Source organism: uncultured Bacteroides sp. (assembly GCF_902472605.1).
GTDB lineage: Bacteria > Bacteroidota > Bacteroidia > Bacteroidales > Bacteroidaceae > Phocaeicola.
On record NZ_CABROP010000005.1, the window covers coordinates 16,735 to 37,936 of the forward strand.

Consider the following 21,202-nt stretch of genomic DNA (forward strand, 5'->3'; position numbering starts at 1 on the left):
CTCCATCATTTAATTATATAAATCAAGGATATGGCTGCCTTGGTCAGGCCGAAATAGTCTTTCTTGTCGCTTCCTCGCCATTCCCCGCAATGCGGACAGTCGTACTGGTCATAGTTGGCACGTATCCACCCGGCTCCGATTTCCAGGCCCAAGTTCCAGTGCTTGGACAGCACAAACTGATAACCGTAACCGATACCGGCTCCGTACATACCCCCCTGATAACGGTAATCTTTAAAAGAAGGGAAAATCTTGAGATCCATATCTGCCACATTAAATTGTCCGCCCAACGCATGAAGTGCCAGGAAATGCCCGTTAAACGCTTCGCAGAACCAATAACGTACCTCAGGCTGCACCAGCCAGTGTCTCATCTTGCGGTCGTTTCCCAAATTGAAAGGATTGTAATTACCCGACAAATCAATGGTCCACTTCGGAGCTACGCGAAACTCTGTACCAAGATTCAACGTAGTAATCACGTCATAAAGCAGGTTTGTTTTCACGGCTATTTTCTGAGCAGATGCCGATATAAAGACTAACAAAAACAATATCCATACCAGTACTTTTCTCATAGCATTTCTTTTATCTTTCCACTATATTTCTATATTATTATATTATCACAAATATATATATTATTTTGCAAGGAGAAAATAAATGTTCACTAATTAATCAGAAGAACTCTTGACTGCCATAGAAAGAAATTCCACCCAAAATTTTCTTCATAGTTCTATTCCCTTTACCTTTATACCTTCAATCTCATATTTTATTTCGGTTACAAAAATATATACAAATAATATGCAATGAAAAGCAAAGAATTCTCATATAATCAAAAGAAATTCCCATTTTGTCAAGAACATTCTTACAAAATGGGAATTCTTTGTAATAGTCTATTTATCAAGCACAGGTAGCCTGTTTGCGCATGCTTAACGCGTATTCGGCTTTAAGAAAGAGTTTTACGGAAACTGTTGGGGCTGATGCCGTATTTTTCTTTAAACAAGCGGTAAAAAGTAGAAATGCGGGGAAGGGCACTTTCTTCGGCCACTTTATTAATACTCCAGTCGGGATGTTCGCGAAACAAAGTGACCGAATGTTCCAGACGAAGGTCATTAAGATAAGTGCTCAGGTTATTGGAGGTAAACTTTTTCAAAATGGCAGCAAAACGATTTCGGTCCACTCCCATCAGCTGCGCATAATCATCTCTTCCTAACTGATAATTCAAATACAGTTTCTGCTCCTTTACCTGCCAGTCGAATCTGAAAAACAGCTGCCCATCTGTATCTTTCCCCTCTCTCTCTTCTTCCTTCCATTCCAGCTCTCCCTCCACCAAATGGATTTCCTTGCGCTGATCGTCCAGTTGCAGCATCAGCTGCTTCATTTTCTGGTTTTTCCGACGAATCACATGCAGCGTACGCCAAAGACCGCCAAACAAGACCAGCAACACCAACGTCACAACCAGCAAAGCGGAAATGACATAGCGCTGGACCTTCAGCTCATAATCGGCCTTTTCCAACCGATACTGACGGGTCACTGCTTCCGTCACATCTGCTAACTGGAATATCTGGCTGCGCTCACGGTTAGTAGCCATCTGCTGGGAAATCTGATGCACCTGAAGCATCGCAAGATACGCATGTACATAATCTCCCAAGGCACGGTAGGCCTGACTACTCTGCTCCAGTGTTCGAAGACGCATGAGATTCAGTGAATCGGCTTCACTCACCAGACCCAGATAGGCCTCGTTATGGCGCAATACCTCCTCGTAACGGCCCACCTTCAACAAATAATTATTTATCTCGAGCATCCCTCTCTGGGTCTTGGAAAAATTGGTTGCATAGAATCTGTTGAGATAAGCCTCAGACAGCCCACCTTTTTTCAGCTTATAAGCCAGATACGCCATCTTACTATAGAAGAAACCTTTCTGCCGGTCCAGTACATGGGCATTTTCAGTCAGACATTTCTCCCATGCGGCAAGCACTTCTTCCCGACGCTGACCGACCTCCCAAGCCTTCTGCAACTGACCATCGGTGATATAATAGGACATCAGGTAGCCCATGCTGTCGGAAAGCAAGAGATAATCTTCCTGCGTCCTGGCCCCCGAAAGCAATGCCACAGCCTCTGTGACGCATGCATAGCTTTTGGGCAGGATTCCCATCTTACGGTAAAGGTCGCCCTCCAGCTGCAGCATACTGGCCTGCAGGCCCAAATTATGGCACTTTGAGGCATAACTTTTCCCTGCGGCTATCACCTTGGCTGCCTCTTTTAACTGAAAGGACATAATGGATGACTTAGCCCACAGCGTATATGCATAAGGAAGCAATACCGTATCCCGCTGCAGGCCTTTTGCCTCGAACGCACGCCGCACATAATACACGGACATGTAATATTGTGACTGTGTGTGATAGGACAAAGCCCGCAAATAATCTATCTGATAGGAGGAATAGGCTGAGTCGGTCTCCAGACTGTCCAGCGATGACAGCGCCCCCAAAGGGTCGTAGGCTATCCTCTCGCGCATATCATCAAAAGATATCGCTGCCCCGTAAAGAAAGGATATGAATAAACCAAACCAAATGAAAACTATAAACCGCTTCATAAATCCCCAGTTTTATGTAAAGCTGCCTCGAAAATACCAATTTTTTTCAGTCTCTACAAAAAAACGGGCAAAAAAAATGGGAGAACGCTTTCTCCCAACCTTGTTAACCTTAAATCTAATACTATGAAAAAAATCACGTTGCAAATGTAAGAATAACACTTATTCTGTGCAAGTATTCACACCTTGATTTTCAGCTTTTTAAAACTATTTAGCAATAGAAAAACAATTCGCCCCGAAACACTTTCTGCTCCGGGGCGAATCTTGGTTTATTCAGAAATAGTTGACAATTAGTCTTTCAGTTTGGCCTTGATGAAATCGCGGTTCAAACGAGCGATGTTGCTGATAGAAACGCATTTCGGGCATTCTGCTTCGCATGCACGGGTATTGGTACAGTTACCGAAGCCCAGTTCGTCCATCTTGGCAATCATGGCCTTTGCACGGCGCAAAGCTTCCGGCTTACCTTGAGGTAACAGGTTCAACTGGCTCACCTTGGCAGATACGAACAGCATGGCTGAACCGTTCTTACAAGCAGCTACACAGGCACCACAACCGATGCAAGTAGCCGCATCCATGGCTTCGTCAGCGATAGGTTTCGGAATCAGGATGGCGTTGGCGTCCTGAGGAGCACCTGTACGCACGCTGATGAAACCACCTGCCTGCATGATTTTATCGTAAGCCGAACGGTCTACCATCAAGTCCTTGATAACCGGGAAACCGGCAGAACGCCACGGTTCAACAGTAATTACATCGCCATCTTTGAAACGACGCATGTAGATCTGGCAAGTTGTAGCACCTTTTGCAGGTCCATGAGGATGTCCGTTGATATACAAAGAACACATACCGCAGATACCTTCACGACAGTCATGGTCGAATACGATCGGTTCTTTGCCTTCTTCAATCAACTGTTCGTTCAAGATATCCAACATTTCCAGGAATGAAGTATCGCCCGGGATATCTTTCATCTGGAATGTATCGAAATGACCTTTTTCTTTAGGTCCGTTCTGACGCCAAACTTTCAGCGTAAATGATATATTTTTATCCATTTTACTTAGATTCTTTAATTGTTTAACTTCACCGATTAGCTCTTATAGTTACGAGTCTGAACTTTAATTGCTTCGTATACCAGCGGTTCTTTGTACAATACCGGAGCCTTGTCATCGCTTCCCTGATATTCCCAGCAAGCAACATAGAAGTAGTTTTCATCATCACGTTTAGCTTCACCTTCTTCAGTCTGATATTCTTCACGGAAGTGACCACCGCAAGATTCGTTACGGTTCAATGCATCGTATGCAATCAGTTCACCCATTGTGATGAAGTCGTTCAGACGGATAGCCTTATCCAATTCAATGTTCATGCCTTCTTTAGAACCCGGGATAAACAATTCGGTTTCGAATTCCTTACGGATTTCTTTCAGTTTAGCCAGACCTGTCTTCAAGCCTTCTGCTGTACGTCCCATTCCGACATATTCCCACATTACGCGGCCCAATTCCTTGTGGATAGAGTCTACAGACTTCTTACCCTTGATGTTCATCAGGTGATCGATCTTAGCCTGAACAGCTTTTTCTGCTTCAGCAAATTCCGGCAGATCGGTAGAGAAGCGAGGAACAGTAATCTGGTCAGCCAAGTAGTTCTGGATAGTGTAAGGCAATACGAAGTAACCGTCAGCCAATCCCTGCATCAACGCAGAAGCACCCAGACGGTTAGCACCGTGGTCAGAGAAGTTACATTCACCGATAGCAAACAGACCCTTGATAGTAGTCTGAAGTTCGTAGTCAACCCAGATACCACCCATTGTATAGTGGATAGCCGGATAGATCATCATCGGATTATAATATTTAACACCATTGATTTCTTTTCCTACTTCACCCGGATTTACGTCGGTGATTTCTTCGTACATATCGAACAAGTTACCATAGCGCTGACGAACAACATCCAGGCCCAGACGTTCGATACATTCAGAGAAGTCGAGGTATACAGCCAAACCAGTATTGTTTACACCGTAACCGTGGTCGCAACGTTCCTTAGCAGCACGTGAAGCAACGTCACGCGGAACCAAGTTACCGAATGCCGGATAACGACGTTCCAAGTAGTAGTCACGATCTTCTTCCGGAATATCTGTCGGTTTCATCTTACCAGCCTGCAAAGCTTTTGCATCTTCCAATTTCTTCGGAACCCAGATACGACCATCGTTACGCAAAGATTCAGACATCAAAGTCAGTTTAGACTGCTTGTCACCGTGTACCGGAATACAAGTCGGGTGAATCTGTACATAAGCCGGATTAGCGAAGAAGGCACCTTTACGGTAGCAAGACATTGCAGCTGTACAGTTACAAGCCATTGCGTTAGTAGACAAGAAGTAAGTGTTACCGTAACCACCAGTAGCAATAACTACTGCATGAGCAGCAAAGCGTTCCAGCTTACCTGTTACCAGGTTCTTGGCAATGATACCACGTGCACGTCCATCTACGATTACGATATCTTCCATTTCGTAACGAGTATACAGTTTTACTGTACCTGCACCTACCTGACGGCTCAATGCAGAGTATGCACCCAGCAGCAACTGCTGACCAGTCTGACCTTTAGCATAGAATGTACGAGAAACCTGAGCACCACCGAAAGAACGGTTAGCCAATGTACCTCCGTATTCACGAGCAAAAGGAACACCCTGAGCAACACACTGGTCGATAATGTTATTTGAAACTTCAGCCAGACGATAAACGTTTGCTTCACGAGCACGGTAGTCACCACCCTTTACAGTATCATAGAACAGACGATAAACAGAGTCACCGTCATTCTGGTAATTTTTAGCAGCATTGATACCACCCTGTGCAGCAATAGAGTGTGCACGACGTGGAGAGTCCTGAATACAGAAATTGAATACGCGGAATCCCATTTCACCAAGAGAAGCAGCAGCAGATGCTCCAGCCAAACCTGTACCTACCACAATGATGTCCAGACGACGTTTGTTAGCCGGGTTTACCAATTTCTGGTGAGCCTTATAATTAGTCCATTTCTCAGCTATTGGGCCTTCAGGAATTTTAGAATCAAGTATCTTAGTCATAATGTTTTTTCAGTTTAAATCAGTTACACTTAAATTAGCAAGCACCACACCCCATCATGTTCTTCAGGAAGAATACAATAGCTACCAGCATAAAGCCCAGAACGATGATAGTAGAATAGATGTTAGAGATGCATTTCCAGCGGTTAATCCAAATCGTATTGTTCCAGCCCAGAGTCTGCATTGCACTCCAGAAACCGTGAGTCAAGTGGAACCACAAAGCAATCAGCCAAATGATATACAACACGAAGAACAACGGATTAGAGAAAGTCTGCATGATATAGCCATAACCGTCGGCTGCATGAAGACCACCCATCATTGGGTTACCGATGATTTCAGCGAACTGCATTTTGTACCAGAAGTTCATAAAGTGAAGAGCCAGACCCAGGATAACGATGATACCCAGTACCAACATGTTCTGAGAAGCCCATTCCACATTTTTCGGGCGAGCATTTACAGCATAGCGTTCACTACCGCGAGCTGCACGGTTCTGCATTGTCAACCAGAAAGCGTAGATAATGTGAATTACAAACAAGGCAGCCAATCCCACAGTTGCAACCAGTGCATACCAGTTAGCACCCAGGAATTCACAAACCATGTTGTAAGCTTCGCCCGAGAACAAAGCAACACAGTTCATCGCCATGTGAAATGTCAGAAACAGGACAAGGGCGATACCAGTTACACTCATCACCACTTTCCTTCCAATAGATGAATTACTTAACCACATAAATGATTGAATTTAAATTATTTAATTGTTAGAACTATAAATTCGTACCCCACGGTCTAAATTACGATGCAAAATTAGAAGATTTATTGAGATAATACAACAGATTATGGAAAAAATTCTGTAATCAACCGGCCGATTCGGAGGTATCAAAAAACGCAAGTGCGTTTGAAACAAAACGCCGAAGAGTTTTGATCCAAACGCACTTGCGTTTTAGGGAAAACGTCCTTGCGTTTTACTTGAAACGTACTTGCGTTTCAGGACAAACGCACTTGCGTTTTTCCGGGCCTATCTTTTAGGGAAATTCATGCCGGGCTGGCGCAGCAGTTCCAGTGCCTTTTTCATGCTGTCGCTCAGCGTGTTAATTACCTGGAAGTACTCGTTCATGTCCCAGATGTCGCGGGCCAACAGGGCCTTCAGCTGGGTCTTTATCAGCGGCAGGGCAGTCTGGAACTGGGCTTCGTCATACTTCACGCCCAGCGAAGTACCTTGTGCCACCAGCTCGTCGAGCATCTCCTTGGTCACTTCAAACTCGCGGTTGAAACGGTCGAAGGTCTTGTAACGCTTGAGCCATTCCTGCCGGTGACGGTCGATGAGCTTGATGTTCAGCTGTACCATGGCTCCCTTGTCGCGCAGCGCCAGGTAGTAGTCGGTGTACATCGTGGTATCGATGGGCACGAAATAGTCGGGCATGATGCCTCCGCCGCCATACACGGTACGTCCTAACTTCAGGGTCTTGGCCTTGAGCGAATCGGGGAAATGGATGCTGTCGGCACTCATCATCTCGCCGCGGTTGTAACGGTCAATCAAATCCTGGTTGTATTTTTCGATGCTCTCGTAGGGTTTCTGGATGCAACGGCCCGAAGGAGTGTAGTAGCGGGCTACGGTCAGACGGATCATGGAGCCGTCGGGCAGGTCGATGGGACGCTGCACCAGTCCTTTTCCAAAGGTACGCCGACCGACCACGATACCGCGGTCCCAGTCCTGGATGGCTCCAGTGACAATCTCACTGGCCGAAGCCGAATATTCGTCAACCAGTACCACCAGACGGCCTTGCTGGAAATCACCGTCGCCCTTGGCCTCAAATTCCGACCGCGGGTTGCGGCGGCCTTCGGTATAGACAATGAGTTCCTTTGCCCCCAATATCTGGTCGCACAGGCTGATGGCTGCATTCAGATAGCCGCCGCCGTTGCCTTGCAGGTCGAGTATCAGGTCTTTCATGCCCTGTTTCTGCAATTTATGAAGGGCATCCGTGAATTCCTTGCCGGTAGTGGCCGCAAAACGATTCACGCGGATGTAGCCAATCTGTCCTTCTACCATGTAGGAAGCGTCGAGGCTGTATACGGGAATCTTGTCACGCTTGATGGTGAACGGCAGAAGTTCCTTTACCCCGGCACGCAGCACTTTCACCGTCACCGTGGAACCTTTCGGACCGCGCAGACGGCGCATCACTTCGTCGGTGTTCATCTTCACGCCGGCAATCACCGTGTCGTTCACTTCGATGATGCGGTCGCCAGCCAGGATACCGACCTTCTCGGAAGGTCCTCCCGATACGGGCTGGATGACAAACAGGGTATCGGTGGCCATGTTGAACTGGATGCCGATGCCGTCAAAATTTCCCTGAAGGGGTTCATTGAGGCGTTTCACTTCTTCCGCGTCGGAATAGGTGGAATGCGGGTCGAGCTTTTCGAGCATGCTGACAATGGCGGTTTCCACCAACTTATCCTCGTCCACTTTATCTACATAGAGGTTGGAAATGGCAAACTCCGCCAACTGCAACTTGCGCGAAGGGGAGTCAAGCAGTCTGTTCTGTGCAGGCAGGGCCGTCCAGGCAGCCAGTCCACAGCAGAACGCCAAAACATATTTGCTGATTTTCATGTGCTGAAAGTTTTATTTGTCGTCTATATCCATTCCTTCGGGCAGGAACGCCGACACGTCCTTGCCATACTGCAACAGCTCGCGTACGATGGTAGAACTGATGGCGGTCAGTTCCGGCTCGGTAAAGAGCAGGATAGTTTCCACACCGGCCAGCTTGCGGTTGATGTCGGCAATGGTTTCTTCGTATTCAAAATCGTGTACGGTACGGATGCCGCGGATAATGAATCCGGCTCCCCGTTCGCGGGCAAAATCCACCGTAAGGTTATCGTAGGCCTCGACGGTGATGCGGGGTTCGTCGGCATAGAGTTTCCGGATCATTTCCACACGCCGCTCGGTGGGAAACCAGGTTTTCTTCTTGTCGTTCACTCCGATACCGATGATGATTTCATCCATAAAGGTCAGGGCACGCTTCACCACGGAATAGTGGCCGATGGTAAACGGGTCGAACGTGCCCGGGAATATTGCTTTTTTCATCACTGATGACTGGCAGTTATTAATTATTCATTATTCTTCTTCATTCTTAATCAGGTCTTCTTCCACCACCAGGTTATCGATGATGAAGTTCTGACGTTCCATGGTGTTCTTGCCCATGTAGAACTCCAACAGTTCCTTTACGGCGTCGGTCTTGCGGAGGGTGACCTGCTCCAGACGCATGTCCTTGCCGATGAAATGGCGGAACTCGTCGGGCGAGATTTCTCCTAATCCTTTGAATCGGGTGATTTCCGGATTGGGGCTCAGCTTCTCGATGGCGGCCAGACGTTCTTCGTCCGAATAGCAGTAGATGGTTTCGTAAACACCTTTCTTGCGGTTTCGCACGCGGAACAACGGGGTCTGCAAAATATAGACATGACCTTTCTTAATCAGGTCGGGGAAGAACTGCAGGAAGAAAGTAATCATCAGCAGACGGATGTGCATACCGTCCACATCGGCATCGGTGGCCACGATTACCTTATTATATCGGAGTCCGTCGAGCCCGTCTTCGATGTTCAGGGCTGCCTGCAAGAGGTTGAACTCTTCATTCTCGTAGACCACCTTCTTGGTCAGGCCGAACGAGTTCAACGGCTTACCGCGCAAGCTGAACACGGCCTGGGTGTTGACATCGCGGCTCTTTGTAATGGAACCGCTGGCCGAATCTCCCTCGGTAATGAAGATGGAGCTTTCCAGACGAGGGTCGTCCTCGTCGTCTTTCTTGCCGCCCTTCTGGTCGTTGAGATGGATGCGGCAATCGCGCAGCTTGCGGTTGTGCAGGTTGGCTTTCTTGGCACGCTCGCGAGCAATCTTCGTCACGCCGGCAATGGCCTTACGCTCTTTCTCGGATTCCTGGATTTTCTGTAACAGGATTTCGGCCACATCGGGATGCTTGTGGAGGTAGTTGTCTACCTGCTCTTTCACGAAGTCGCCCACAAACTTGTTCACACTGACACCCGACAGCGGATAAGGGTTGCCTTCGGAATCTTTCTCGGGGGCCATGGTGAGCGAACCGAGCTTGATTTTGGTCTGGCTCTCGAAGGTAGGCTCAATCACATTGATGGCAATGGCAGCCACCAGTCCGTTGCGGATGTCCTGGTATTCAAGATTTTTTCCGTAGAATTCCTTGATGGTGCGGGCAATGTGTTCCTTGAAGGCACTCTGGTGAGTTCCCCCCTGGGTAGTGTGTTGTCCGTTGACAAACGAATAGTATTCTTCGCCATACTGGGCACTGTGGGTAAAGGCAATCTCGATGTCTTCGCCCGTGAGGTGCACGATGGGATACAATCCTGGAGCCGTCATGTTATCGTTCAGCAAGTCCTCCAATCCGTTACGGCTCACAATGCGGTGGCCGTTGTAATAAATGGAAAGACCTGTGTTCAGATAGGTATAGTTACGGAGCATGGTCTCGATGAACTCCGGACGGAAACGATAATTCAGGAACAGGGTGTCGTCGGGTTCAAAGAAGATATAGGTACCGTTCTCCTCGTCGGTAGCGCAGGTTTCGTCGCTGATCAGTTCTCCCCGTTCGAAGACGGCCTTGCGCATCTGTCCGTCGCGGGCACTCCAGGCTACAAAATGCGAGCTCAGGGCATTGACCGCCTTGGCACCCACTCCATTCAGTCCCACACTTTTCTTGAAGGCTTTGGTGTCGTACTTACCTCCGGTGTTCAGCATGGAGACGGCATCGACCAGACTTCCCAAAGGGATGCCTCGCCCATAGTCGCGCACGGACACACGCAGGTTGTCTTCCAGCTGAATCTCGATGCGCTTTCCGGCGCCCATCTTGAACTCGTCGATGCTGTTGTCCACCACTTCCTTGAGCAGTACATAGATACCATCTTCGGCCTGTGAACCGTCGCCCAGTCGTCCGATGTACATACCGGGACGGGTGCGCACGTGCTCCATGTCGCTCAGGTGGCGAATGTTCTCTTCCGTATAGTTGGCGGAAGAAACGGTGTGTTCGTTAATTTCCTCCATTATATAAATCCCCTTTCTGACATTAAATCATTTTCTTATAAGCCCGACGACGTTTGTGCTGTACCGATTCAAAGGCACTCCATTGTGCCTGCACTTTCTTGTTGAGTTCCAGTTCCGGATTGCTTTCGCCGTACTCGAATCCCATCTGCTGGAAGATAGGTACCAGGTCGTAGAACAGCAGGGCATTGACTCCCTTGCTCTGGTATTCGGGCTTCACACCTACCAGTAACAGGTCAAGGATACGGGGCCGCTTGATGAACAGGGCTTTCAGCAAATGATACCAGCCGAAAGGCAGCATCTTACCCTTGGCTTTCTGCAAGGCGACGGACAACGAAGGCATGGCAATACCCACGGCTACCAGATTGCCTTCTTCGTCTTCTACCAACGACACCATGCGCAAATCGATGAGCGGGAGATACATCTTGACATACTGGTCAATCTGTCCCTGAGTCATCTGTGAATAGCCATACAACGGCGCGTAGGCTTCATTAATCAAATCGAAGATTTTCTGCCCGTAATTTCCTTTCTTGATGTCACCCCGTTTGAGCTTCTTGATTTTCAGTTTGTATTTCTGCAGGATGATTTCGGAAATACGCACAAACTTGTCAGGAAGCTGGTGCGGCACGGTGAGCTTGTATTCCACCCAGTCGGCTTCTTTCTCAAAACCCAACTGCTCCATGTGTTCGGGATAGTAGGAATAATTATAGATGGTGGCCATCGTACCCAACTGGTCGTACCCTTCTACCAGCATACCTTCGGCATCCATATCGGTAAACCCCAGCGGACCCACCATGGCTTCCATTCCTCGTTCCTTTCCCCATTTGGCCACGGCATCGAGCAAGGCTGCCGACACTTCTTCTTCGTCAATGAAGTCAATCCAGCCGAAGCGCACTTCCTTCTTGTGCCAGGTGTCGCTGGCCCGGTGATTGATGATGGCAGCCACACGGCCTACAATCTCATCCCCCCGATAGGCCAGAAAATAATCGGCCTCACAAAACTCAAACGCCGCGTTCTTCTTCGGGTTGAAGGTGTTGAGCATGTCATCGTACAAATCGGGGACAGAATAAGGATTATTTTTATAAAGTTCGTAATTGAAACGTATGAACTTCTTCAGTTCTGCTTTCGTCGTAACTTTTTGAATCGAGATAGTCATTGCGGTATAATTTTCTTTCGTTCGCTAAGAGTTTAGAAAAATTAAGGCTGTAAAGATAATGCTTTTTCTCCGAAAATGCGGTCTATTTACTGATTTTCACACTTTAAGCCAGGACGGGAAAAAACCGAGACGGCTCTCTGTGGCCTATTGGGAGGATGCATTTTAACAATCCTTTTCATTTGTTTCCAGATTGCCAAACCTCCAAAACTGATAAGCCACTATTCCACAACAAAATACGCCACTTTTCCCTCATGAGAATCGAAAATTCATTCACTATCCGGCGAGTGGACGTGAATTTTACATTCTCACAAACTCATTTCCACCAGTCGGCAGGTAATGACAAGACCATGGCGATGACTTCCCCATAGTTTTTCTGCCCGGACGGAATCTGATTACCCTTCAGGTACCATTCGTAAATCTGCTCCTGTATCCGTCCGACCCACGGACTGTATCTTTCTTCCCAATAGGCCTGCTGCTCCCGAAGGGTCTGTATCACCTCCGGACGAATGGACTGGAGCAGCTGACGATAAGCGTCGTCATCCAGCAAACCGGCCGCATTGGAAAGTACATAAGGAAGCAATCCGAAGTAACCGGCATAACGGACAGCCGGCGACTGGGAACGGATGCAAATCTGATAGGCCCAGAAATTGGCCTCGGCCTCACTGCTTACTCCCAACAGGTGGGCATATTCATGGGCATAGGTGAAAGGCCATTGCAAAGGAGGCAACTCACGGTTCAACTGCGATTCGGCAAAGAAAGGTCCCATGTAGCCCAAGACTCCCACACCGGAATAGAGGGCGTTGAAAGCCACCGGCTTGGGATGCTGGTAGCTGCGAGGAGACGACAAGCCGAAACGGGAAGGTACCTGCGCATAGAGTTGTTTCACTTCCTGCTCAATTTCATCGTGGGCCGGAAGCGGCAGGGTGGTACAGGCTGCATTCAGGCTGTCGGTATAAGTAGTCAGGAAACGATGGAAGTCTTCTTCCACATAGGCCACCGGCTCAATGGCCGACCGATTGAAAAAGTCTTTCCGGAAATAATTGATGCCCCATCCCCAATAGAACCAGAGATAGACGACCACGAGGACTTCGGCTTCGGCACGCAACGTCCACTTCCAGCCTTTTTTCTTCCTACGGGCCCAAAACGGCAGCCCGATGAAAAGGGCACAAAAAGCGATGACCAGCCATTCTTCCACCGAAAATGGAATCCATGCCACCAGGGCGGACAGCACGGTGGAACACACGGGATAGAAGTAACGGGCATACACCTCTCCCGCCGCCGGCCAATAACGGCAGAGAATTACCAGCACCAGCAAAAAGGCTTCTATGCCCCAACGGACAAAACGCAACGGAAAACTTTTCATACACACAAAGTTATATGTTTTCAAAGAAGGTGAAGGTAGTGACGAAGAAAATATATACTTTTGTAACACAGATTAATTATGAATTATACTTAAACAGGAAATGGCATTAAACTACATCTGGATTGCATTCTTTCTGCTGGCCTTCGGAGTGGCCCTTGTGAAATTGGTGTGCTTTGGCGACACGACGGTTTTTCCAACCATCATCAACTCTACTTTCGACTCGTCGAAGACGGCTTTCGAGATTTCTTTGGGACTGACCGGCGTACTGTCGCTCTGGCTCGGCATCATGAAGATTGGCGAGAAGGGAGGCGTGATCCAGCTCTTTGCCCGGCTGCTCAGCCCGCTGTTCTCAAAACTGTTTCCGGACATCCCGAAAGGACATCCGGTGACAGGCAGTATTTTCATGAACTTAGCGGCCAACATGCTGGGTTTGGACAACGCAGCCACTCCGCTCGGGCTGAAAGCCATGGAGGGACTGCAGGAACTGAACCCAAAGAAAGACACGGCGAGCAACCCGATGATTATGTTTTTGGTGCTGAACACTTCGGGGCTGACCTTGATTCCTATCAGCATCATGGTGTATCGGGCGCAGTTAGGAGCGGCCCAACCTACCGATGTGTTTGTGCCCATCCTGTTGGCTACGTTCTTTTCAACCTTGGCCGGCATTCTTGCGGTCAGCCTGTACCAACGCATCAACTTGCTGAACCGTACCATCCTCCTGTTCTTGGGAGGAGCCAGCCTTTTCATCGCGGGTATCATCTATTTCTTCCACCTGCTCACCCGGCAACAGATTGACCTGTACTCTACCACTTTTGCCAATGTCTTCCTGTTTCTGATTATCATCGGTTTCATCGTGGCCGGCGTACGGAAAAAGGTCAATGTGTACGATGCCTTCGTGGAAGGAGCCAAAGAGGGTTTCTCTACTGCCGTACGAATCATCCCGTATCTGGTGGCCATCTTAGTTGCCATCGGGGTGTTCCGGGCTTCGGGTGCCATGGATTTTCTGATACAAGGTATCGCCACCTTAGTGAGAGGCTGCGGACTGGACGACCAGTTTGTGGGAGCCTTACCTACCGCCTTGATGAAACCGTTAAGCGGAAGCGGGGCCCGCGGACTGATGGTAGATGCCATGACGACCTACGGGGCTGATTCCTTCGTAGGACGGCTGGCCTGTATTTTCCAAGGTTCCACTGATACCACGTTCTATATCTTGGCAGTCTACTTCGGCAGTGTGAGCGTAACGCGCACCCGGCACGCCGTACCTTGCGGACTGATTGCCGACTTTGCCGGTATCCTGGCTGCCATCTTTATCGGATATTTATTTTTCAATTAACATACCATTATGATCACTTATCAAACGGAAGGCGTGGAAATGCCCGCCATCAAGCAGCGTGAAACCACCGCATGGATCAAAGCCGTAGCAGAAACCTATGGAAAAAGAGTGGGCGACATTGCCTACATCTTCTGCTCGGACGAGAAGATTCTGGAGGTGAACCGCCAGTATCTGCAGCACGATTATTACACGGATATCATTACCTTCGACTACTGCGAAGGGAAACGGCTGTCGGGCGACCTGTTCATCAGCCTGGACACCGTACGCACCAATGCCGTGCAGTTTGAAGCGCCGTATGAAACAGAACTTTTCCGGGTCATCATCCACGGCATCCTGCACTTATGCGGCATCAACGACAAGGGGCCCGGCGAACGCGAAATCATGGAGGCCGCCGAAAACAAGGCCCTGGAAATGCGGAAAGATTTCATGTAATTCGTATTTTTGCAAAAGAAATAAAAACATAAAAACGAATGGATTTCAAGTATGATGTAATCGTAATCGGAGCCGGTCATGCCGGATGCGAGGCCGCAGCGGCCGCGGCCAGCTTGGGCTCAAAGACCTGCCTGATTACCATGGACATGAACAAAATCGGACAGATGAGCTGCAACCCGGCCGTCGGAGGTATTGCCAAGGGACAAATCGTGAGAGAGATTGATGCCTTAGGCGGATACATGGGACTCGTGACCGACAAGACGGCTATCCAGTTCCGCATGCTGAACCGTTCCAAGGGTCCGGCCATGTGGAGCCCGCGTGCACAATGCGACCGCGGCAAGTTTATCTGGGCCTGGAGAGAAGTACTCGAAAATCTGCCGAACCTGCATATTTGGCAGGACACCGTGGAGGAACTGCTGGTTGAAAACGGAGAAGTGACGGGACTAGTGACTTGCTGGGGCGTGACGTTCCATGCCAAATGTATCGTACTCACCGCGGGTACGTTCTTGAACGGACTGATGCACATCGGCCACAAGATGCTACCCGGCGGACGCTGTGCGGAACCGGCATCATATCACCTCACCGAATCCATCACCCGCCACGGCATTACGGCTGGACGAATGAAGACGGGTACTCCAGTCCGCATCGACGGCAAGAGCGTTCACTTCGACCTGATGGATACCCAGGATGGAGAAAATGATTTCCACCGTTTCTCGTTCATCAGCGAGCCGCGTCACCTGAAGCAATTGCAGTGCTGGACGTGCTTCACCAACGAGGAAGTGCATGCCACCCTGCGGAAAGGACTGGCCGACTCTCCCCTTTTCAACGGACAAATCAAGAGTATCGGACCACGTTACTGCCCGAGCATCGAGACCAAAATCGTGACCTTCCCTGACAAACCGCAGCACCAGCTTTTCCTGGAACCGGAGGGGGAAACAACCCGCGAACTTTATCTGAACGGATTCTCTTCTTCCCTGCCGATGGAGATTCAGTTAGAGGCTCTGAAGAAGATTCCGTGCTTCAAAGACCTGGTGGTATACCGTCCGGGATATGCCATCGAATACGACTATTTCGACCCAACCCAACTGAAGCATACGTTGGAATCGAAGGTAGTGAAGAACCTGTTCTTCGCCGGACAGGTGAACGGTACGACTGGCTACGAAGAAGCCGGCGGACAAGGAATCATTGCCGGTATCAACGCCCACCTGAACTGCCATGGCGGAGAGCCTTTCGTATTAGGACGTGATGAAGCGTATATCGGCGTATTGATTGACGACCTGGTAACGAAGGGCGTGGACGAGCCGTACCGTATGTTTACCTCAAGAGCCGAATACCGTATCCTGCTTCGTCAGGACGATGCCGACATGCGACTGACGGAACGTGCTCACCAATTAGGGTTGGTAAAGGAAGACCGTTACGCCATCTTCCAAAAGAAGCGGGAGGCCATCGACCGTCTGGTAGACTTCGTGAACAACTTCTCGGTAAAGGCCGACAAGATTAACGACACACTGGAAAGCCTGGGTACTGCCCGACTTACGCATGGATGCAAACTGGTAGATTTAATCAGTCGCCCACAGATTACCATCGAAAACATTGCGCCACACATCACCGCCTTCCAGGCCGAGCTGGACAAGATTGAGAACCGGAAAGAAGAGATTATAGAGGCAGCCGAAATCCGTATCAAGTACAAAGGCTACATTGACCGCGAACGGACCATCGCCGACAAAATCCACCGGCTGGAGACCATCCGCATCAAGGGCCGGTTCGACTACGCCAACCTCCAATCCCTCTCAACCGAAGCACGCCAGAAGCTCGTGAAGATAGACCCGGAGACCCTGGCACAAGCCAGCCGCATCCCGGGTGTTTCGCCCAGCGATATCAACGTGTTACTCGTGCTGTTAGGACGCTAAACAGGCCATGTTTCACGTGAAACAATTTATTTAAAGATTACATATAAAACACTGGATATGAACAAAGAAACATTAAAGAAAAACCTCCGGGAAATCCCTGATTTTCCCAAGCCAGGCATCTTGTTCTACGATGTCACTACCCTCTTCAAAAACCCAGAATGCTTACAGGGCATGATTGACGAACTCTACGAGATGTACAAGGACAAAGGTATCACCAAAGTAGTGGGAATCGAATCGAGAGGATTTATCTTAGGAGGGGCTTTGGCCGCCCGTCTGGGAGCAGGATTCATCATGGCCCGCAAGCCGGGTAAACTGCCGGCTGAGGTGATTGAAGAAACCTATGCAAAGGAATACGGCACCGACACCATCCAGATTCACAAAGATGCCATCAGCCCTGACGACGTGGTGTTGCTGCACGACGACCTGTTAGCAACAGGAGGCACCATGGCAGCCGCTCACCGACTGGTGAAACGCTGCGGAGTGAAGCAAGCATACGTTAACTTTGTCATCGAACTGGAAGGACTGAACGGCCGGAAAGCATTCGACGAAAACGTAGAAGTCACTACCCTGCTGAAGCTGTAAAACCGCTTCGGCGTAATACAAAAAAATCCAAGCAGCCTTCTTTGCGAGGAGCGGAAAGCCCCTGCAGGGAAGGCTGCTTTTCAACCCTAAACAGCAACCATGGAAGAGGTAGAAAAGAAAGAAAATACCCGCGAATACCTGAAGGGAATTGTACTGAACCTGCCGGATGGTCCGGGCATTTACCAATACTTGAACAAGGAAGGAGTCATTATTTATGTAGGGAAAGCCAAGAACCTGAAACGACGGGTGTACTCTTATTTTTCCAAAGACCACCAGTCGGCTAAGACGCGGATGCTGGTGTCGAAGATTACGGACATCCGCTACATCGTAGTCAATACGGAAGAGGATGCCCTGCTGCTGGAGAACAACCTTATCAAGAAATACAAGCCGCGCTATAATGTGCTGTTGAAAGACGACAAGACCTACCCTTCCATCTGCGTCAGCAACGAGTATTTTCCGCGTATCTACAAGACCCGGAAAATCATCCGCGACGGGTCTACCTACTACGGTCCTTACAGCCATATCCCTTCAATGGTAGCCATCCTGGAACTAATCAAGAAGTTGTATCCGCTACGCACCTGCCACCTCGCCCTGACTCCTGAAAACATCGCACAGGGAAAGTTCAAGGTGTGCCTGGAATACCACATCAAGAACTGCCTGGGACCTTGCATCGGACAGCAATCGCACGAGGAATACATGCAGCACATCGCACAGGCAAAAGAGCTGTTGAAAGGAAACACACAGGCCGTGAGCAACGCCCTGATGGAAGAGATGAAACGGCTGGCCGGAGAGATGCGTTTCGAAGAAGCACAGAAGGTAAAGGAACAATACCTGCTTATCGAAAGCTACCGTGCCAAGAGCGAAGTAGTCAGTGCTACCCTCCACCAGATTGATGTATTCTCGATAGAAACGGACGAAAACACGGCTTACATCAATTACCTACACATCACCAACGGATGTATCAACCAGGCCTTCACCTTTGAATACAAGCTGCGGATGAACGAGAGCAAGGAAGAATTGCTTTCGCTCGGTATCGTGGAAATGAGGGAGCGTTACAAGAGTACCTCCAAGGAAATTATCGTGCCATTCGAGCTGGATATGGAAATGAACGGGGTAACGTTTACCGTACCCCAGCGAGGCGAAAAGAAACACCTGCTCGACCTTTCGTTGATGAACGTCAAACAATACAAAGTAGACCGGTTGAAACAGGCAGAAAAGCTGAATCCAGAACAACGGAGTGTACGCTTGATGAAGGAAATTCAGGCACAGCTCCACCTGGAGAAAATGCCGAACCACATCGAATGTTTCGATAACTCCAACATACAAGGTTCGGACGCTGTGGCGGCCTGCGTGGTGTTCAAGAAAGCCAAACCCAGCAAAAAGGATTACCGCAAATACCTTATCAAAACCGTGGTGGGTCCCGATGATTATGCTTCCATGCAGGAGGTAGTACGCCGCCGCTATTCACGGATTTTAGAGGAGCAAGGCGAACTGCCCGATCTGATTCTAACCGACGGTGGAAAGGGACAAATGGAAGTCGTACGAGAAGTCATAGAAGATGAACTGCACCTACAAATACCCATTGTGGGACTGGCCAAGAACAGCCGGCATCGGACCTCAGAGATTCTATACGGATTTCCGCCGCAAACTCTCGGCATCAAACAAGGTACTCCCCTGTTCCACTTACTGGAAAACATACAGGACGAGGTACACCGTTTTGCCATCACGTTCCATCGCGACAAGCGAAGCAAGAGTCAGATTGCCTCGGCTCTCGACACCATCAAAGGTATTGGAGAGAAACGGAAAACCGCCCTGCTGAAGAAATTCAAAAGCGTGGCCCGCATTCGCCAGGCTACCCTGGAAGAGATTGCAGAGGTCATCGGAGAAAGCGCAGCGAAAAGCGTCAAGGAATCGCTGTCGGAATCCAAATAAAATGCGTATTTTTGTAGAAAGAAAACGAATATCATGAGAGTAGTTATACAACGTGTGACGCGTGCCTCCGTGACCATCAACGGGACATGCAAATCGGCCATAAAAGAGGGCTTCATGGTACTGGTCGGTATTGAGGAAGCCGACACCCAGGAAGACGCCGACTGGCTCTGCAAGAAGATTGTCAACCTGCGTGTGTTTGACGATGAAAACGGAGTGATGAACAAATCCATTTTGGATGTGCAGGGAGAAATTCTGGTCATCAGCCAGTTTACCTTGATGGCTTCCACCAAGAAAGGGAACCGTCCTTCCTACATCCGGGCGGCAGAACATGAGACGGCAATTCCTCTTTACAACTACTTCTGCAACGAGCTGAGCATCGCCCTCGGCAAAGAAGTGGGCACCGGTGAATTCGGAGCCGACATGAAAGTGGAACTTATTAACAATGGACCGGTAACCATCTGCATGGATACCAAAAACAAAGAATAACTATGACACTGGAAGAAGCACAGAAAACGGTAGATACGTGGATCAAAACGTATGGAGTGAGATACTTCAGTGAACTGACCAACATGGCCGTGCTCACAGAAGAAGTGGGAGAACTGGCCCGCATCATGGCACGAACCTACGGCGACCAGTCGTTCAAGGCGGGAGAAAAGACGGACTTGGGCGATGAAATGGCGGATGTGCTTTGGGTATTGCTTTGCCTGGCTAACCAGACAGGAGTGGACCTGACCGAGGCTTTCCGCAAGAACCTGGAGAAAAAAACGACCCGCGACAAAGACAGACATAAAAACAACCCTAAACTATAAAGAGTATGGAACATTATCGCGAACATGGGGACGGATATGGATACAACCCCGAGGACGAAAGAGAAAACCCGAACCAGACCAGCAAGTATGACGAGGCATTACACAAGTACAATACGAAGCTGAATGACGATGAAATCGCTGAAAAAACAGCGAAGCTCATCGAGAAACATCTGGAAGAGAACAACACCCTGGAGGTAAAGAAATTCCTTTTCAACTGCATCGACCTGACCACACTGAAATGTACGGACAGCGAACCGAGCGTGATGAAGTTTACCGAAAAAGTGAATGAATTTGTGGACCGTTACCCAGATCTGAAGAACGTAGCCGCCATCTGCGTCTACCCTAACATGGCCGAGATTGTCAACGATACCCTTGAAGCAGACGATGTCAAGATTGCCTGCGTATCGGGAGGCTTCCCTTCTTCACAGACCTTCATGGAAGTCAAGGTAGCAGAAACTGCCATGGCCCTTCATGCCGGTGCCGATGAAATCGACATTGTCATTCCGGTCGGAAAGTTCCTGAGCGGAGACTACGAGGGAATGTGCGATGAAATCGAAGAACTGAAAGAAGTATGCGGTGAGAAACACCTGAAAGTAATCCTGGAAACAGGTGCTCTGGGCAGTGCGTCTAACATCAAGAAAGCTTCCATTCTTTCCATGTATTGCGGAGCAGACTTCATCAAGACTTCTACCGGAAAAGAAAAACCGGCAGCCACTCCGGAAGCAGCTTATGTGATGTGCCAGGCCATCAAGGAATACTTCTTGGAAACAGGTCGAAAAGTAGGTTTTAAACCTGCCGGCGGCATCAACTCCGTACACGATGCATTGGTTTATTATACCATCGTGAAGGAACTGCTGGGTGAAGAATGGCTGACCAACGAACGGTTCCGTTTGGGCACCAGCCGTCTGGCCAACCTCCTGCTTTCAGAAATTGTAGGCAGTGAGACCAAGTTCTTCTAATCAAAAAGAAAATAAAATGCCCCTTTCTATCGCGGGAAAA

The 21,202-nt window shown here is 49.0% G+C and carries 18 protein-coding genes; 8 read left to right on the plus strand and 10 right to left on the minus strand.

Features of this window, described 5'->3' with window-relative positions; translation table 11 throughout:
- Nucleotides 1-5: 5 nt before the first annotated feature.
- The 10 genes from RDP42_RS02045 to RDP42_RS02090 all read right to left on the minus strand — a co-directional run bounded on the left by RDP42_RS02045 (nt 6) and on the right by RDP42_RS02090 (nt 13,205).
- Nucleotides 6-566 (minus strand): DUF3575 domain-containing protein, encoded by a 561-nt coding sequence (locus RDP42_RS02045; RefSeq protein ID WP_308762319.1) that lies wholly within the window; start codon nt 564-566, stop codon nt 6-8.
- A 368-nt stretch (nt 567-934) separates the two neighbouring features.
- A complete protein-coding gene (locus tag RDP42_RS02050; protein WP_308762320.1) occupies nt 935-2,503 on the minus strand; it encodes an AraC family transcriptional regulator in 1,569 nt (522 codons plus the stop codon).
- A 365-nt stretch (nt 2,504-2,868) separates the two neighbouring features.
- The gene (locus tag RDP42_RS02055) at nt 2,869-3,624 is read right to left on the minus strand and encodes a succinate dehydrogenase/fumarate reductase iron-sulfur subunit (RefSeq protein ID WP_308762321.1); all 756 of its coding nucleotides are present in this window, start codon (nt 3,622-3,624) and stop codon (nt 2,869-2,871) included.
- A 35-nt stretch (nt 3,625-3,659) separates the two neighbouring features.
- Nucleotides 3,660-5,642, minus strand: a complete 1,983-nt coding sequence (locus RDP42_RS02060; protein WP_294597684.1) for a fumarate reductase/succinate dehydrogenase flavoprotein subunit — start codon at nt 5,640-5,642, stop codon at nt 3,660-3,662.
- Between the two features lie 34 nt (nt 5,643-5,676).
- Entirely contained in the window at nt 5,677-6,366 is a 690-nt protein-coding gene (locus RDP42_RS02065) for a succinate dehydrogenase cytochrome B subunit b558 family (protein ID WP_022233637.1), read from the minus strand.
- 285 nt (nt 6,367-6,651) lie between these two features.
- Nucleotides 6,652-8,241 (minus strand): S41 family peptidase, encoded by a 1,590-nt coding sequence (locus RDP42_RS02070; protein ID WP_308762322.1) that lies wholly within the window; start codon nt 8,239-8,241, stop codon nt 6,652-6,654.
- A 12-nt stretch (nt 8,242-8,253) separates the two neighbouring features.
- Nucleotides 8,254-8,715 (minus strand): pantetheine-phosphate adenylyltransferase, encoded by a 462-nt coding sequence (gene coaD / locus RDP42_RS02075; RefSeq protein WP_303914586.1) that lies wholly within the window; start codon nt 8,713-8,715, stop codon nt 8,254-8,256.
- 30 nt (nt 8,716-8,745) lie between these two features.
- Entirely contained in the window at nt 8,746-10,689 is a 1,944-nt protein-coding gene (locus RDP42_RS02080) for a DNA topoisomerase IV subunit B (RefSeq protein ID WP_308762323.1), read from the minus strand.
- Nucleotides 10,690-10,711: 22 nt separating this feature from the next.
- Entirely contained in the window at nt 10,712-11,842 is a 1,131-nt protein-coding gene (locus RDP42_RS02085) for an N-acetyltransferase (RefSeq protein ID WP_308762324.1), read from the minus strand.
- A gap of 313 nt (nt 11,843-12,155) precedes the next feature.
- The gene (locus RDP42_RS02090) at nt 12,156-13,205 is read right to left on the minus strand and encodes a DUF3810 domain-containing protein (RefSeq protein WP_308762325.1); all 1,050 of its coding nucleotides are present in this window, start codon (nt 13,203-13,205) and stop codon (nt 12,156-12,158) included.
- Between the two features lie 100 nt (nt 13,206-13,305).
- Between RDP42_RS02090 and RDP42_RS02095 the strand changes: the two genes are divergently transcribed.
- From RDP42_RS02095 to deoC, 8 genes are all read left to right on the plus strand, one after another.
- The gene (locus RDP42_RS02095) at nt 13,306-14,538 is read left to right on the plus strand and encodes a nucleoside recognition domain-containing protein (protein ID WP_204479024.1); all 1,233 of its coding nucleotides are present in this window, start codon (nt 13,306-13,308) and stop codon (nt 14,536-14,538) included.
- A gap of 6 nt (nt 14,539-14,544) precedes the next feature.
- Nucleotides 14,545-14,970 carry an rRNA maturation RNase YbeY gene (ybeY, locus tag RDP42_RS02100; RefSeq protein WP_308762371.1) on the plus strand — a complete coding sequence of 142 codons (426 nt, stop codon included), beginning with the start codon at nt 14,545-14,547 and terminating at the stop codon, nt 14,968-14,970.
- Nucleotides 14,971-15,008: 38 nt separating this feature from the next.
- Nucleotides 15,009-16,880 (plus strand): tRNA uridine-5-carboxymethylaminomethyl(34) synthesis enzyme MnmG, encoded by a 1,872-nt coding sequence (mnmG, locus tag RDP42_RS02105; RefSeq protein WP_308762326.1) that lies wholly within the window; start codon nt 15,009-15,011, stop codon nt 16,878-16,880.
- A gap of 57 nt (nt 16,881-16,937) precedes the next feature.
- Nucleotides 16,938-17,462: an adenine phosphoribosyltransferase gene (locus RDP42_RS02110; RefSeq protein WP_303914604.1), complete on the plus strand. Its 525-nt coding sequence runs from the start codon at nt 16,938-16,940 to the stop codon at nt 17,460-17,462.
- Between the two features lie 99 nt (nt 17,463-17,561).
- Nucleotides 17,562-19,394: an excinuclease ABC subunit UvrC gene (uvrC, locus tag RDP42_RS02115; protein WP_308762327.1), complete on the plus strand. Its 1,833-nt coding sequence runs from the start codon at nt 17,562-17,564 to the stop codon at nt 19,392-19,394.
- 33 nt (nt 19,395-19,427) lie between these two features.
- Nucleotides 19,428-19,880 (plus strand): D-aminoacyl-tRNA deacylase, encoded by a 453-nt coding sequence (gene dtd, locus RDP42_RS02120; protein ID WP_308762328.1) that lies wholly within the window; start codon nt 19,428-19,430, stop codon nt 19,878-19,880.
- 2 nt (nt 19,881-19,882) lie between these two features.
- Nucleotides 19,883-20,203 carry a nucleotide pyrophosphohydrolase gene (locus tag RDP42_RS02125; RefSeq protein ID WP_303914611.1) on the plus strand — a complete coding sequence of 107 codons (321 nt, stop codon included), beginning with the start codon at nt 19,883-19,885 and terminating at the stop codon, nt 20,201-20,203.
- 5 nt (nt 20,204-20,208) lie between these two features.
- The gene (gene deoC, locus RDP42_RS02130; RefSeq protein ID WP_303914614.1) at nt 20,209-21,162 is read left to right on the plus strand and encodes a deoxyribose-phosphate aldolase; all 954 of its coding nucleotides are present in this window, start codon (nt 20,209-20,211) and stop codon (nt 21,160-21,162) included.
- The last annotated feature ends 40 nt before the right edge of the window (nt 21,163-21,202 follow it).

Excerpts from the sequence above, each read along its gene's own strand:
- RDP42_RS02045 (WP_308762319.1), bottom strand. The coding sequence starts at position 566 with ATGAGAAAAGTACTGGTATGGATATTGTTTTTGTTAGTCTTTATATCG.
- RDP42_RS02050 (WP_308762320.1), bottom strand. The coding sequence starts at position 2,503 with ATGCGCGAGAGGATAGCCTACGACCCTTTGGGGGCGCTGTCATCGCTG.
- RDP42_RS02055 (WP_308762321.1), bottom strand. The coding sequence starts at position 3,624 with ATGGATAAAAATATATCATTTACGCTGAAAGTTTGGCGTCAGAACGGA.
- RDP42_RS02060 (WP_294597684.1), bottom strand. The coding sequence starts at position 5,642 with ATGACTAAGATACTTGATTCTAAAATTCCTGAAGGCCCAATAGCTGAG.
- RDP42_RS02065 (WP_022233637.1), bottom strand. The coding sequence starts at position 6,366 with ATGTGGTTAAGTAATTCATCTATTGGAAGGAAAGTGGTGATGAGTGTA.
- RDP42_RS02070 (WP_308762322.1), bottom strand. The coding sequence starts at position 8,241 with ATGAAAATCAGCAAATATGTTTTGGCGTTCTGCTGTGGACTGGCTGCC.
- coaD (WP_303914586.1), bottom strand. The coding sequence starts at position 8,715 with ATGAAAAAAGCAATATTCCCGGGCACGTTCGACCCGTTTACCATCGGC.
- RDP42_RS02080 (WP_308762323.1), bottom strand. The coding sequence starts at position 10,689 with ATGGAGGAAATTAACGAACACACCGTTTCTTCCGCCAACTATACGGAA.
- RDP42_RS02085 (WP_308762324.1), bottom strand. The coding sequence starts at position 11,842 with ATGACTATCTCGATTCAAAAAGTTACGACGAAAGCAGAACTGAAGAAG.
- RDP42_RS02090 (WP_308762325.1), bottom strand. The coding sequence starts at position 13,205 with ATGAAAAGTTTTCCGTTGCGTTTTGTCCGTTGGGGCATAGAAGCCTTT.
- RDP42_RS02095 (WP_204479024.1), top strand. The coding sequence starts at position 13,306 with ATGGCATTAAACTACATCTGGATTGCATTCTTTCTGCTGGCCTTCGGA.
- mnmG (WP_308762326.1), top strand. The coding sequence starts at position 15,009 with ATGGATTTCAAGTATGATGTAATCGTAATCGGAGCCGGTCATGCCGGA.
- RDP42_RS02110 (WP_303914604.1), top strand. The coding sequence starts at position 16,938 with ATGAACAAAGAAACATTAAAGAAAAACCTCCGGGAAATCCCTGATTTT.
- uvrC (WP_308762327.1), top strand. The coding sequence starts at position 17,562 with ATGGAAGAGGTAGAAAAGAAAGAAAATACCCGCGAATACCTGAAGGGA.
- dtd (WP_308762328.1), top strand. The coding sequence starts at position 19,428 with ATGAGAGTAGTTATACAACGTGTGACGCGTGCCTCCGTGACCATCAAC.
- RDP42_RS02125 (WP_303914611.1), top strand. The coding sequence starts at position 19,883 with ATGACACTGGAAGAAGCACAGAAAACGGTAGATACGTGGATCAAAACG.
- deoC (WP_303914614.1), top strand. The coding sequence starts at position 20,209 with ATGGAACATTATCGCGAACATGGGGACGGATATGGATACAACCCCGAG.